Here is a 13581-nt window from a genome sequence, read left to right on the forward strand (position 1 = left end):
GTGATTAACCAAGCCTTTACACTATTAGATTTTCTAATTGGAGACAAGTTGCTTCAGCTTTCGCGCCTGCCGGCGCTGCAGCTCTGCGGGCTCCCGCCCCCTAGGCTGTAACGCCGAAGATCGCTTTCACTTCTTCTTCCATGAAAAGCTCTTCTTGGCTTGTCGCCAAAGTCAGCTCTTTCAAAAGAAGACTGCGTGCAGAATCAAGCATCTTGCGTTCGCCGAAAGAAAGCTCTTTATCGGCTTTCAAAAGGAACAAGTCGCGCAAAACTTCAGCAATTTCGAAGACAGATCCAGTTTTGATCTTCTCCATATATTCACGATAACGACGATTCCAAGTTTGGTTGTCGATTTTGATGTCTTTTTCTTTAAGAATGCCTACTACACGAGCAGCTTCAGTTTTAGAAATGATGGGACGAAGACCAGCAGATTTAACATTTGTTGTCGGAATCATGATTTTAAGACCTGTATCTACCAATTGCATATTGTAGAAGGTCGTTTTCGTGCCTAACATTTCTTTAGTTTCAATAGCTACAACTTTAACTACGCCGTAGCCGGGATAAACTGCATTATCACCGATATTAAATGTCTGCATCCGAGAACCTCGCTTTTGGACAGAGATCGAACCTTCACTGTTCTATCAAATTTGACACGAGTTATCAAACCAGAGCACCGCTCCAGGAAATTATTTCAGAGGGAAATTCAGGTGAAAAATGCCCTTAACGCCAAGTGCTGATGATGCAATGATTTCAGGCATTTAAGGTATGTTACTAAAGTGGCCGAACTGAGTAGATTAAAGCAAAAGCTTGAGTATTTCTCGGGCCTTCGGGAACTCTATAGCCCCTAATTGTCAGTTGGTAAATTCCGGGCGTTAGGCCTGACAACTCCAGGCTTTCAACGTTATTCACGTGGTCTTCGGACTTCCAAATGTGACCATCAGGATACATTAGCTCCAAATCAAGGTCGTTCACCAAAGCCGCAGCAGCATTGGGAGAGCCCGGAGCATCCGTCCAAACCAAGTTCGCATACAAGCCTGATTCTTTCGTGACAGTGATCGTGTAAGTGACCGCTTGATCTTGCGCAACACCGTCGCGCGCATCAATCACGTGGGTCTCGGTATCGTGCGAACCCAGCGCCACCATGTTTTGCATATTCACGCGACCATACCCCTCGTCAACGTTCGGGCGAGTCACCAAAATCTCTTGGCCTTTTTCTGCGCCCACGGCACCGAACTGACCGGGAAATAAATCTTCCGCAGAGTGCAACAACATCGCCTTCACAAGCGCTGCCGAAGGATTTGCAATCCCCCATTTTTCAATCAACATCTGACGAGTCACACCCGCAGCACCCGCTGTCAGAGGTGCCGCCATCGATGTGCCCCCCGACCATGTGTAGTCTTTGCTAAAATAACCCCACAAACTGGAAGCGCCGTCTTGATGCGATTTCACGCCTAAGATGTTTGTTCCGGGGGCGACAACATCGGGTTTTAAACGACCATCTTTTGTAGGCCCACGCGAAGAAAATGGCGCAAGTCCACGTTCGTTGTCTGACATTTTTGAAGAGGCTAAAGGTTCCGCCGCCCACAAGGTGCGACCTTCATTGAGTTTACCAATTTGTGATTGCAGGCCACCATTCGCGACCCAATTTTTAGAAGCGCCCACTGTCAGACAGTTTTTTGCAGTGCCCGGAGAGCCCAAACTCATCTCATCGATGCGCCCATCTTTGTTCATGTCAGCACCGTTGTTACCGGCAGCAAAGACAACCAACATATCGGGATTGTTGTAAGTCCATTCATCGACCTGCACCGCCGAAGCATCGTAGGCACCCGGATCTTTATTTGATCCCCACGAGTTGGAATGAACTCGTGCACCGGATTTAAAAGCAGCATCGAACAATGTTGAAAGCTTTGATGGCACCGTCATGTTCTTCACCAGGGGCGACCACATACTGCCAGCAATCAAAGAGGCTTCGATGGCGCCACCATGAACCGCGCGATCAGATAAAATTCCGCGACCGACCATCAAGCCCGCCACATGAGTTCCATGCCCCATCGGATCAGCCCACGAAGTGGAACGCAAACCGAAAGCTTGTCCTTCGATCACGGCATCATGTAGGTCTGGCGTCAAAGTCTGCACATCACCCGAGTCCACGCCCGTATCAGCCATCGCTAAGATCTGCCCTCGACCGGTGAAAGCTTCCGCGTAAGCCGCATCAAAGTTCATCAACTTTGTTCCCGATTCATAACCAGTCAAAGTCGGTGGCGCATCGGCATCAGAAGTTTGGAAATCGTAAAGCTCTATTTTTGGTGGAGTCGAAATATGCTCAACCCCTGTTAACATTGCAATCTGCGGAATGAAGTGCTTACGCGTATAGATCGCAAACTGTTTTCCATGAAATGCATTCGCAAAGTTGTTCGCTTTATTGCCTTGAGAAGTTAAAGAACCACTTAAGGTTGCAGAGTCTTCAAGTTCAATAAGCGCTTGCGGATCGATCGCTTTGATTTTAGCAAAGATGTTTTGCGCCTCACTGGCGTTGAAGATCCTGATGATTAAAATCTGTGCTTCGTCCTTATTAAAGACACTTAAGCTTAATAATTCAGATTCTACTTTAAATTTCCAATCGTATTTTACGAAGCCACTGACGTTACTGTGAGTACTTTGAAACTCACGAAGTTGTAAAGCCGTCGCACGCACAACAAAGGCATCATCAGGGATGTAACCAAAAACTTGGAATGACTTATTCAATGATCTTTTTTGCAGAACATTTAACGGTCGCTTGAACTGCAAGATGAACTCAGTCGCTTCAACAGACATTAAATCGTCGGCTGAAAAGTCAGAAATTGCCGCAGATGAGTTTGTCGAAATTGTGGCGTAATTAAGTTTTAAAGAAGTGCCCGCATAGGCAGATGGCCAAACAAGGAACGAGGCAAAAAATAGAATGATGAAAGCCAGAGACTGTTGGCCCATGACGCCCCTCCCTTAAAAGGAGTTAGATCATGAGCCGCGAGGGGTATCAATAGAACTTAGAGTTGATGCGCCATGACAGCAAGCGACATATTGCCTGCCATACGGCCTTTGGCTCCTACGCCCACTTCCATCTCTTGATTTTCAGGAGCGAAGATTTGCGCGCGCTCAGACGCTTTTTTAACGCCGCGAACACGTTTCGTGACAGTGACATCCATGAAAATGCCTTCTTTGCGATTTACTTGGGATTTTTTCGCGAACACTTCAACCAATGTTTCGCTTTGACCGTCGTCAGAGAATTCGCTGATGAAAGTCTTTTTGCCCGATTTCGCAACAGTATTGATGGCAAGCGGAGCTTGGCCTTTCAAACCGACACGCATATTAACTTGATATGAAGGAACCGCTGCAAAACTTTGCGCGGAAAATAGGAATGCTGTAGCTACAACGCTGAAGAAACTCTTTTTCATTTTGTCACATCCTTGTGAACTTATATAAAGGATGGCTGAAAAATATTTCCGCTTCAACTACATTTGTTCTATTTCGTAAAAATATTTTTTAAGCGATTCCGGCCAATGCTGCAGGACCGTGCTCACGAAGTAGTTCTTCGCGCAGGCCTTTGTTATCTTGGAATGACAGTTTCGGATCTTTTTTCAGAACCTCGAAAGCCGCTTCACGCGCTTGTTGCAAGATCGCCATGTCGCGAACCAAGTTTGCAAGCTTGAATCCCGCTAAACCGGATTGACGCGTGCCCATGAATTCTCCGGGCCCACGCATTTCAAGATCGAATTCGGCAATCTTAAATCCATCCGAAGTTTTTTCCATCATTTCGGTGCGCTGCTTACCTTCTTCTGACACAGCATAACCCATGATCAGAATACAGAAGCTCTTGTGTTCACCCCGTCCGACACGGCCACGCAACTGATGAAGCTGCGAAAGCCCAAAGCGTTCGGCGTGTTCGATAATCATGATATTGGCGTTTGGCACGTCGACGCCGACTTCGATCACCGTTGTAGAAACCAAAACTTGGATTTCATGGCGACGGAATTGATTCATGACTTCGTCTTTTTCAGCAGGTTTCATTTTCCCGTGCAACAATCCGAACTTAACCTGTGGGAATTGCTGCTGGAGTTTTTCAAACTCGCTGACGGCATTCTTTAAATCGATCTTTTCGCTTTCTTCCACCAACGGATAAACGAAATAAGCCTGACGACCCTTTTGCAATTGTTCCAGCATAAACTGCAAAGCTTGAGGTCTTTTGCTATCGAAAATCGCGCGCGTTTGAATTGGACTTCTGCCAGGTGGCATTTCATCGATGATCGAAACATCCAAATCACCATAAACAGTCATCGCCAATGTTCGTGGAATCGGTGTTGCTGTCATAATCAAAAAATGCGGCGACTTGCCTTTGTTTTTTAAAACGCCACGTTGTTCAACACCGAAACGATGTTGTTCATCGATGATGGCTAAACCAAGATTTGAAAAAACCACTTCGTCTTCAATCAAAGCGTGAGTACCGATGATCAAATCGATTTCGCCTGATTGCAGTTCGAATAACAACTCTTTGCGTTCCGAAGCTTTGGTTTTACCGACCAACAAACCAAGTCGTACACCTAATGGCGCCAAAACTTTCTGCGCGTTTTTAAAATGCTGTTCCGCTAAAATTTCTGTCGGCGCCATCAAACACGATTGGAAACCGCTTTCCATCGCATAAAGTGCCGCCATGAAACTAACCAGCGTTTTACCACTTCCCACATCACCTTGAACCAGACGATGCATCGGATGACCTTTTTCAAGATCCGCTTTGATTTGGGCGAAAACTTTTTTCTGCGCGCCCGTTAACTGATAAGGCAAAGATTTTTCTAAGGCCGCTAATTTGTGACCGGCATTTTCAATTTTCGGGGCACCCTCTTTTTGAAAGCCCGCCTTACGAGATGCTAACCACAACTCAAGCCAGAAGAATTCTTCAAAAATAATACGACGTTGAGCAGCCGTTTTAAATTCCGCATATTCAGCGGCTTTAGCTGGGTCGGGAAAATGCATTTCCTTTAGAGCATCTTTGCGTGATTTTAATTCGTATTTTTGCAGCAACCATTTCGGCAGGGCTTCTTCAGGCCACTCTTCTATTTGGGCAAAAGCTGAACGGACAAGCTTTTGAATTTTCGCTGTCGCAAGTCCTTCGATCTCTGTGTACAGCGGAATCAAAGCATCTTGAGTTTCTTCATCGGGTTCAATGTCGCGAATATCAGGATGATGAAACTCGATGCGCCCACGATACTCTGTCACTTTGCCGACAACACGCACTTCCGTGAAGGGTTTGAAGCGCTCAAAATAACCTTTGTAAGGAACGCGGAAGTATTTGCAGTGAATTTGTCCGGAAGCATCTTTCACAACGACGTCGTACATTTTGCGTGTCGAACGTCCCATATTGATACTGTGAACTGCGACGACTGTCGCTTTGATGCTGACAATATCGTCCGGTTTGAGACTCGCAATGTTGCGAGCCGCCCTTTGATCTTCATAGGCACGCGGATAGAACTCAAAGAGATCTCTTAAGGTTTTTAAACCTTTGCGATTGAAGAGGTCGCCCAGTTTGGGACCGACTCCTTTTAGGTACATTATCTGCGTATCTAGACGAAGGGCCATACTTGGTCAGTATTGCGGATTTTATTTCTAAGTCAATGAATTCATGGCAGAATTCCTCTATGGAGTCCTCCAATTATTTCAGAATACGCCTGACGACGATCCGTCCCGACAAGGTGACGGCATTCGATATTTTTGTACTTGTTGATAACAGGTACGTCCTGTACTTGCGCGCAGGCGATAAGCTTTCCGATGGAAAGATTGAACGCTTGCACTCGCGTGACACGGGGGATTCTTTCTTTGTGCGCATTGAAGACAAACAAGCGTACCGTGACTGGGTCCGCGAAGAGATGAACTCTTCGTTGATCGATCCTTTTTCAAAGGCAAAAATCCTGCGCGAATCCTCTGTGGCTTTGATGGAAGATCTTTTTGAGAATCCTGACGTCAATACCGCTTTAGATGAGTCTCGCCCGATCATTAAAGACTTCATCGACCTGATGGAAGGGGCCCCGGAAGCGATGGGCTTCATGATTTCTTTATCGGGCCATGATTTTTACACTTACAATCACTCTTTAGACGTCTCTATCTACTCGTTAGGTCTAGGGAAAGCGCTGGGTTACGATGCTAAAACGTTGGAAGAATTGGGTGTCGGCGCCCTTTTCCATGACATCGGTAAACGCAACGTCAGCTTGGACATCCTTTGCAAAAAAGGCGGCCTGACAGATGCCGAGTGGGAGCAAATGAAAATGCACCCGCAATACGGCTTAATTATTTTGAATAATCATCCGAATATTAGTGACGCAATTAAGGCGGCTTGCTTCGAGCATCACGAGTCATGGGCCGGCAACGGTTACCCACAACAACTCGTCGCTGAAGAGATCCACCCTTTTGCACGTATCGTCGCTATCACTGATACTTACGATGCAATGACGACTCAGCGTTCTTACAACGTTCCATTGAAGCCATTGGATGCAGTGGAAATGATGAAAGAAAAATTAGCGGGCCGTTATGATCCCGATATGTTGAAAGCAATGTACTCTGTTTTGTTTAAGATAAAGGTCGCTTCATGAAGAACATTATTCACTCTGTCTTTTTAATCGCGCTTATTCCGTTGATCGCTATGGCGCTTGAACCAACAAATCCGCAGGGCTTCTGCGATCGTTTCGTTGGCGATAAAGATGTCTCTCAATGCAAAGAGAAGATTCAAAAAGATGATGTTGATTGGTATGCAGCCACTGTTTGCAATCTTCAACACGATGATAAAACGTTCTGGTCATGCTGGGACAGCATCAAAGGTCAAAGCTTCAACCCTGCTGCTTTAGATAAATGCGCAGAGAACCAAGAGCTTTCAGATGTACAACGACAAGAGTGCGTTGTCTCAGCTCGTGCTGGCCGCGAACCTGCTTCAACAAATGCGATCTACCAAGCATTAAAAGTTACTAAGTAATCGCACTTACTAATTAAATTTTTTGAAGGCCTCGAATAGGATCTATTTGAGGCTTTTTTATTTCCCCCGTCCTTGACTCTTCGTATCCAGGCTTCATCGTTTGTCACGGAGGCCCCACATGGATTCACACATTGCAAATGCGGAAGTTCCTGAATCACAGGACATGCTCAACGAGGCCTCTTCACAACCTTATATCTGGCATCGTGTAAGTGCCACATGGTTAAGTCGTAAACCTTCTGTCAATGCGGGGATCATCTCAGCGTTGGCGACTTTTATTCTCATCATTGGCAGTGTGATCTATCAGCAAAATTTCTTTCATGCGCAAGAGTGGATGGCAGCAAGTCCCCAACGAGTTTTCCAACACAAAGAATACTGGCGACTATGGACGACTTTGTTTGCTCATGCTGACGTTCATCACTTGCTTTCAAACACGCTCTTCTTTTTTATTCTGGGATATTTTATTAACGGCTATTTTGGTTTAGCCTTGTTCCCGTTTGCGGCTTTTGCCTTTGGTGGCATCACAAATATTTTCGTCCTGATGAACATGCCTGAAGATGTGAAATTGATTGGCGCTTCAGGTGTCGTGTATTGGCTTGCCGGTTTATGGCTGACACTTTATTTTGCGATTGATAAACGCCGTACAATTTCGGCGCGCGCCTTGCGTAGTGTGGGTGTTGCATTGGGTGTCTTCATGCCGACCACGGCTTTTGATCCTTCCGTCAGCTATAGTGCGCATTTGATTGGCTTTATCATTGGTGCTCTTTATGCGGGTTTATATTACTGGCGTCATCGTCGCAAATTTAATGCTGCCTTGGAATATCAAATATTCGTCGACTGATTCGTGCACTGAGGTTCGACATATTTTGTGAAACGCCTCATGCTATTCTGAGAAATCTTTTATTTGGCTATTGAAAATTCAGCGAAATTTGAGACGTCAGCAGATATTTTGTCTAGATGACTACGAAATTATCTTCGTGAAACAACTCAGAAGCCGCAGATCTGTTAGAATAAAAAAATTGAATTGAGGGAGAGACAATGGTTCTTAAAAAATCATGGCGCGGCTTTCTTCTTCTACCGTTTTTGTTTCTAATGGCCTGCGCACAGGGTGGTTCTGGATCTGCATCGGACGGATCTAATAATACGGCGACAAGCGCCGACCCCATTGCTGGCACGAATGGTTGTGGCGCTATGAATTCGCAAGAATGTGCCGTGATCGATTTAGTTAATACCGAAAGAGCAAAACAATCTTTAGCTTCTTTAAAACCCCTTCCCGCTTGTGTTGCGGAAGCGCAGTCGCATGCGGCTGACATGGTTACACGCAATTTCTTTTCTCACGACAGTCCTAGCGAAACCAGTACACAACGTTTTCAACGTTTCGGAGTCGCTTTTGGATATTATGGCGAAAATATTGCCTTAGGATATTCTTCACCGGAAGCCGTGATGAGTGGATGGATGAATTCGCCCGGTCACAAAGCAAATATTCTAGGCGCGAACTTTCATTCCATGGGCGTCGGCCTTGCAACTAATTCGAGTGGCGTAATGTATTGGGTTCAGTGTTTCTCGAGTCAAAACCCCTAGTCAGATCGAATTAAACCGCTAAAAAAAATGTAAGTTCTCTTTTGGCTTTCAAGTGGGGCTGTCAATTAACTCGACAGCTCTGTACTTTTTAATTTTCAAGAGGTTTTCCTGCCAAGATGAAATCTTTCTGGTAAAACCTTTTCCATGAAAAATCTTAAGCTTTTTCTGACAGCTTCGTTCGTCTCTCTGGCTTTGGCAGCTTGTAGCTACCCTATGGAAGAAATCGGTCTTTTCAAAACAGGAAAGAACGGTCTTCCAGATATCGGCAGTTTCTCGTACGACCAAACGATCAGTTTTGATGTTTTGAAAACAACATCACTGCGCAGCTGTCTGGAGTGTCACACCACTGGCCGTAACGCCATGGGCACCGCTGAACAAGCACTTGCGCTTAAAGGTAAAATCCTGGATGAGGTGAACAGCAATCAAATGCCACCGAAAGCCAGCGGTTATAAATCACTGACGGATTGTGAAAAACAAATCCTCGAATCTTGGTTTGATGATCAAGCAAGTGGCCGTCCAAGCGGTAAAATTAAAGATTTGCCAAAGTGTGCGGGTCAGTCAGCTCCTCCAGTAGAAACAAAACCTGATATCACTAAACTTCCGGTGACGTTCGAAAACCTACAGAAGTACATCATCGCGCCGAAATGCTTAAGCTGTCATGCGCACGATGTTGAAGACGTTGAAACAGTTTTGGATTCAGTCGCTGCAATGAAAGAACATGGCGTTCTTGCTGATACTGCAGAAGAAAGTAAGCTCTATAAAATCGTATTGCCGACGGCAAAACGTCAAATGCCACCGTTGAAATCGGGACTTCCGCGTTTGACAGCTGACGAAACCGCCTTCTTAAAAACGTGGATTGATAACGGCGCTCACGAATAGTTAGAACGGAGTTTTTCTAGATGAAATTTCTGATTCTGCTTTCCTTGTTGGTTTCAGTCACGGCTTTCGCCAACACAGATCTTCCGACTTGCAAAAACAAAATGGAAGATCTGCAAATTAATAATGAACAAGTTATCGAATGGCGTAGCACGCAAAAACCTAAGTTTTTGGGTCGTGCATTTATTCAGGGCGTGATTGTCTCTGAAATTGAAAATCGCCAAGGCCACGTGCACTTCGAAGTCGACTTAGATAAGGACCTTTCAACGACCAATGATCGCGTTGAAGTGATCTATAATATCGAATTCGGAAATTTGCCAGACTACAGAGCCGGCGATGAGCTAATTGCCTGCGGCGATTTTATCGTTGATTCGTGGTCACCAATGGGTGCCGTTGTGCACTGGTTGCATTACAATCCAAAAGTTAAAAACAAACACGAAGACGGCTTCATCGTGATCCACGGTGAATTGGCTGGACTCAACAAATAGCACTTTGTCCTTTCACACTTAACAGTAACTTTCTTAGCAGAGCCAGCGCTTCTTACCTAAACTGATCATATGGATAATAGCGCAAATAAACAGCCATGGTGGACGTGGATTCTTCCCATCGTGTTCTTTCAATTAGGAACGCAACTGAGTCTTGTCTACCAAATCGCGCCGGGCGTTTCGACGTTCTATTTTCCTATCGCCTTTGCATTTGTCATGATTCGCTGGTGGGGCTATCGCATTCTGCCCGCCTTATTTATCAATGCCACTTTATCAGCAGGGCTATTTGGTATTACCAAGTATTCCGTTTATCCCTTGATAGGTTTAGTTGACGTGGTCGAAGCGTGGGCTTCGTACGTGCTGGTGAAAGAGCGTTTTAAAGGAACGAAGTGGTCACCAACTCCAACAAATCTTGTGATCTATGCCGTGCATGGATTACTGATTCCTTCGATGGTGGCTGCGATCTTTCAGCAGGCCATGTTGTTTACGACAGGTTATGCGGATTCCAACACCATCGTTTGGCAAGGTTTCAGTGCCTTCATTGGTGACATCATGACTGGCGTTGGAATCTCGATCCCACTGATTATTATTTTAACTCCTTACCTTGATAAAAAAGGTCTTAATAAATTCCCGATCGAAAGCTTCGATTTAGATTGGCGTTGGAAGATGCCACTGAAAGAAAAGATCATTCTTGGCGGAGGCATCGCGACCGCTTTTGTCACGGGCATCACTGTCCCTATTTTTCGCTTTTGGTATTTCGTCGGCATTTTCATTTTATTACCAGCGATCTGGTATGGTCTTGAATGTGCAATGATTGTCAACACCATGATTGGCTTTCTGACACTCGCCTATCCTGCCATCGCCGGAGAACCTTGGCCACGCACCAATGAATCCTTGCAAATCGTCGCGACATTATTAACTTTAAGCTTTTCTGCCCTGGTTGCTGGTTCCGCAGTGACCTATCATCGCAAAAAAATCCAACTGGTTGTTGAAACCGAAAATGAATTAAAAATCGCCAAAGAACAGGCCGAAGAAGCTTCACGGGCGAAATCTGACTTCCTAGCTCGTATGAGCCATGAAATTCGCACGCCTTTAAATTCTGTCCTAGGGATGTTAGAGCTTTTACGTGAAACAAATTTGTCTAAAGATCAAGAACGTTACTTAACGTTATTCAGTCATGCCGGCGAAAATCTTAAAGCATTAATCAATGACCTTTTGGATTTTTCAAAGATCGAAGCGAAGGCCCTGTCGATAGAAAACATTTCCTACAACGTGCACTCAACCATTCGTAGCGTTTTTGAAATTCTGCAAATCAAAGCCGAAGAAAAAGGTCTGCATTTTGAGTTGGACATTGATAGCACCGTGCCGCTTTTTCAGATTGGTGATCCGACACGTTTGCGCCAAGTATTATTTAATCTTATTGGTAACGCTTTAAAGTTCACCGACGAAGGCGAAGTGCTGATTAAGGTTTACGTCGAAAAAGGTGAATCCGATAAACTCGTGATCGAGGTTCGCGATACGGGAATTGGAATTCCACGCGATAAACAACAAAATTTATTCTCCCCTTTTACTCAAGGCGAATCAGCCATTACACGAAAATATGGTGGGACAGGTTTAGGCCTCGTTATCTCTAAAAATCTCGTGGAAATCATGGGTGGTGACATTGAACTGCGCAGTCTTGCTGGTCGCGGCACGACGTTCAGAATCACTTTGCCTCACCGTCCTGACGTCTCGGGTCCGCAAGAAAAAATCCAAGCGACACCGACGAAGTGGCCAGAATATTTTGGCAACAAGCGCTTTAAGTTATTGTTAGTGGACGATTCTGAAGACAATCGTTTGTTGATCACTCATTATCTGAAAAATCTTCCGTTCGATATTACTGATGCAACCAACGGCAAAGAAGCGGTTGAGGCCTTTAAAAAAGAAAGATTCGATGTCGTCTTTATGGATATGCAGATGCCAGTCATGAGCGGATATAAAGCGACTGAACTGATTCGTCATATTGAAAACGAAAACCATATGAAACGCACATGTGTGATTGCTTTGACTGCGACAGCGGTGCTTGAAGAATTACAGCGAACTTTAACAAGTGGCTGTGATCGTTATATGGTGAAACCCGTTAAGAAAGCCGAAGTCGTTGAATGTTTAGTTCAAGCGTTGACGACGAAAGTTCCTGAAAGTGAAGCTTTCAGAGAGCCGCCATCACCAAGTATTTGAACTTCGACAACGTCTTTCACTCTGTTTTTCTGCTTTAATTCACTAAAGAATGCTTCTTCTTGCTGCAAGTTTTTGAAGCGCGCAACCACGTCGAAATCTGTGTCGACCGGACGATAATAAGAGATTTCGCCTTTGGCGATGACAATGTTGTCGGTATTAATATGATAATGCTTAAGGCCCGCTAGCACTAAGGCGTAAGCCGACATCACGCCCGTCGCATAAAGGCTGCCACCAAAAGCGGTGCCTTTATGGTTAAGATTTTTCTCTAAAGACACGCGGAAATGGACCTTGCTTGAAGTGATCTCGACCACTTCAATGCCCAAATGCTCATAGAGCTTAATTTTATCTCTTAAGATAGCCTCAAGCTCCTGGCCTTTTACTTCCACTGTTCATATCCTCCAGCGAAGTTCACGGATTGACGGTAACCCATCGCTCTTAAAGCGTATGTCACCGCCGCGGAACGCACCCCGTGATTGCTGATCACAAGAATGATTTTGTCTTTACCAATGTTTTTATTCGTCAAAAGTTTTTCAACTTCACGATTTGTCATGCCCTTGTCGTTAAAGAACTCACGCCATTCTAAATTCACAACGGGCGCTTTCACTTCTTTATGTTGAGTTAGATTTTGAATGCCGAACTCTTGTGGCGAGCGCACATCCAAGATCACAACCTTTCCTTTGGCATCGTTGAAATTCATACCAAACAAGCTTGGTGCAGGGCCATCTAATGCTCCCGGAGGAATACCACCCAAAGCCTTCGTGCGCGCTTTACTTGAAAACTTCATCGGCGGCAGTTGCTGAAGAGCGTAGGCCTTGAAGTTATCAAATGAGATCGTCAACGACTCATCGACAACTGGCTTCCAATAAGGTTTGTTTTTAACATCGGGACGATCCTCTTTGGGATTGAGCTGGCGATAAGATGTATTCACCAAAGTGTAAACCTCTTTCACCCCAAGAACTTGCAAGGTCCAAGCGACACGGCCTTCTTCACCGTTACCTTGACGACCTTTTCCCAAGACCACCACTTTTGAATCCATGTCGATACCGATCAAAGATAAACGTCGTGCGATCGCAAACAAATCCGTCTGCAAAGAACCACGATATCTTGGATCTTGTTGCGAGAAATCTTCCCATCGCACATTGATCGCACCTGGCACATGCGCCAAGTTAAATTCAAATGGAGCACGCACATCCAAAATAACTGGATTGTCGGCCATCACTTTTTCTGCGGTGATTGTTCCCGGAATGATAGGTTCTTGTGAAACTACTTTTGTCGGCGTTTGTTGGCAGGCTGTGAACAACGTCACTGCCGCAATCAGAAGAACTAAGGCACGCATTTCTAACCTCCATATCAGAGAAGGACCCTACAGGAGGATACGTACCACACGGGACCCTTTTCTTGAAAAAAAGGGAGCTTGTCCGCTCCCCTTATTTTA

The 13581-nt window shown here is 45.2% G+C and carries 13 protein-coding genes; 7 read left to right on the forward strand and 6 right to left on the reverse strand.

From position 1 onward, the window contains the following. Positions 1 to 100 precede the first annotated feature (100 nt). The 4 genes from DOE51_RS11695 to recG all read right to left on the reverse strand — a co-directional run bounded on the left by DOE51_RS11695 (position 101) and on the right by recG (position 5606). The gene (locus DOE51_RS11695) at positions 101 to 595 is read right to left on the reverse strand and encodes a CarD family transcriptional regulator (protein ID WP_142696754.1); all 495 of its coding nucleotides are present in this window, start codon (positions 593 to 595) and stop codon (positions 101 to 103) included. Between the two features lie 175 nt (positions 596 to 770). After that, on the reverse strand, positions 771 to 2966 hold the full coding sequence (locus DOE51_RS11700; protein WP_142696755.1) for a S8 family serine peptidase: 2196 nt from the start codon (positions 2964 to 2966) through the stop codon (positions 771 to 773). 56 nt (positions 2967 to 3022) lie between these two features. After that, positions 3023 to 3430, reverse strand: coding sequence for a hypothetical protein (locus tag DOE51_RS11705; RefSeq protein ID WP_142696756.1), 408 nt, complete (start codon positions 3428 to 3430; stop codon positions 3023 to 3025). A gap of 88 nt (positions 3431 to 3518) precedes the next feature. Beyond that, a complete protein-coding gene (gene recG / locus DOE51_RS11710; RefSeq protein ID WP_142696757.1) occupies positions 3519 to 5606 on the reverse strand; it encodes an ATP-dependent DNA helicase RecG in 2088 nt (695 codons plus the stop codon). Between the two features lie 59 nt (positions 5607 to 5665). On the opposite strand from recG, the gene DOE51_RS11715 reads away from it, so the two are divergent. The 7 genes from DOE51_RS11715 (at position 5666) to DOE51_RS11745 (ending at position 12146) form a co-directional block, all read left to right on the forward strand. Continuing rightward, entirely contained in the window at positions 5666 to 6613 is a 948-nt protein-coding gene (locus DOE51_RS11715; protein ID WP_142696758.1) for an HD-GYP domain-containing protein, read from the forward strand. Then, positions 6610 to 6990 (forward strand): hypothetical protein, encoded by a 381-nt coding sequence (locus DOE51_RS11720; protein WP_142696759.1) that lies wholly within the window; start codon positions 6610 to 6612, stop codon positions 6988 to 6990. Before DOE51_RS11715 ends, DOE51_RS11720 begins: the two co-directional genes overlap by 4 nt. A gap of 118 nt (positions 6991 to 7108) precedes the next feature. Continuing rightward, the gene (locus tag DOE51_RS11725) at positions 7109 to 7828 is read left to right on the forward strand and encodes a rhomboid family intramembrane serine protease (protein WP_142696760.1); all 720 of its coding nucleotides are present in this window, start codon (positions 7109 to 7111) and stop codon (positions 7826 to 7828) included. A 197-nt stretch (positions 7829 to 8025) separates the two neighbouring features. After that, positions 8026 to 8568 (forward strand): CAP domain-containing protein, encoded by a 543-nt coding sequence (locus tag DOE51_RS11730; RefSeq protein ID WP_142696761.1) that lies wholly within the window; start codon positions 8026 to 8028, stop codon positions 8566 to 8568. 144 nt (positions 8569 to 8712) lie between these two features. Next, the gene (locus DOE51_RS11735; protein WP_142696762.1) at positions 8713 to 9447 is read left to right on the forward strand and encodes a hypothetical protein; all 735 of its coding nucleotides are present in this window, start codon (positions 8713 to 8715) and stop codon (positions 9445 to 9447) included. 20 nt (positions 9448 to 9467) lie between these two features. Continuing rightward, the gene (locus DOE51_RS11740; RefSeq protein ID WP_246845049.1) at positions 9468 to 9932 is read left to right on the forward strand and encodes a DUF3465 domain-containing protein; all 465 of its coding nucleotides are present in this window, start codon (positions 9468 to 9470) and stop codon (positions 9930 to 9932) included. A 69-nt stretch (positions 9933 to 10001) separates the two neighbouring features. Continuing rightward, positions 10002 to 12146 carry an ATP-binding protein gene (locus DOE51_RS11745; RefSeq protein ID WP_142696763.1) on the forward strand — a complete coding sequence of 715 codons (2145 nt, stop codon included), beginning with the start codon at positions 10002 to 10004 and terminating at the stop codon, positions 12144 to 12146. Here DOE51_RS11745 and DOE51_RS11750 read toward each other — a convergent pair. Then, the gene (locus tag DOE51_RS11750; RefSeq protein WP_142696764.1) at positions 12080 to 12532 is read right to left on the reverse strand and encodes a YiiD C-terminal domain-containing protein; all 453 of its coding nucleotides are present in this window, start codon (positions 12530 to 12532) and stop codon (positions 12080 to 12082) included. The genes DOE51_RS11745 and DOE51_RS11750 overlap by 67 nt on opposite strands. Next, positions 12523 to 13482 carry a sulfurtransferase gene (locus DOE51_RS19315; protein WP_246845050.1) on the reverse strand — a complete coding sequence of 320 codons (960 nt, stop codon included), beginning with the start codon at positions 13480 to 13482 and terminating at the stop codon, positions 12523 to 12525. Before DOE51_RS19315 ends, DOE51_RS11750 begins: the two co-directional genes overlap by 10 nt. Positions 13483 to 13581 lie beyond the last annotated feature (99 nt).

The sequence above is a fragment of the Bdellovibrio sp. NC01 genome (assembly GCF_006874625.1).
GTDB lineage: Bacteria > Bdellovibrionota > Bdellovibrionia > Bdellovibrionales > Bdellovibrionaceae > Bdellovibrio.

Coding starts and splice junctions, on each gene's coding strand:
- DOE51_RS11720 (WP_142696759.1), top strand. CDS start 6,610: ATGAAGAACATTATTCACTCTGTCTTTTTAATCGCGCTTATTCCGTTG.
- DOE51_RS19315 (WP_246845050.1), bottom strand. CDS start 13,482: ATGCGTGCCTTAGTTCTTCTGATTGCGGCAGTGACGTTGTTCACAGCC.
- DOE51_RS11730 (WP_142696761.1), top strand. CDS start 8,026: ATGGTTCTTAAAAAATCATGGCGCGGCTTTCTTCTTCTACCGTTTTTG.
- DOE51_RS11695 (WP_142696754.1), bottom strand. CDS start 595: ATGCAGACATTTAATATCGGTGATAATGCAGTTTATCCCGGCTACGGC.
- DOE51_RS11740 (WP_246845049.1), top strand. CDS start 9,468: ATGAAATTTCTGATTCTGCTTTCCTTGTTGGTTTCAGTCACGGCTTTC.
- DOE51_RS11745 (WP_142696763.1), top strand. CDS start 10,002: ATGGATAATAGCGCAAATAAACAGCCATGGTGGACGTGGATTCTTCCC.
- DOE51_RS11725 (WP_142696760.1), top strand. CDS start 7,109: ATGGATTCACACATTGCAAATGCGGAAGTTCCTGAATCACAGGACATG.
- recG (WP_142696757.1), bottom strand. CDS start 5,606: ATGGCCCTTCGTCTAGATACGCAGATAATGTACCTAAAAGGAGTCGGT.
- DOE51_RS11735 (WP_142696762.1), top strand. CDS start 8,713: ATGAAAAATCTTAAGCTTTTTCTGACAGCTTCGTTCGTCTCTCTGGCT.
- DOE51_RS11700 (WP_142696755.1), bottom strand. CDS start 2,966: ATGGGCCAACAGTCTCTGGCTTTCATCATTCTATTTTTTGCCTCGTTC.
- DOE51_RS11705 (WP_142696756.1), bottom strand. CDS start 3,430: ATGAAAAAGAGTTTCTTCAGCGTTGTAGCTACAGCATTCCTATTTTCC.
- DOE51_RS11715 (WP_142696758.1), top strand. CDS start 5,666: ATGGAGTCCTCCAATTATTTCAGAATACGCCTGACGACGATCCGTCCC.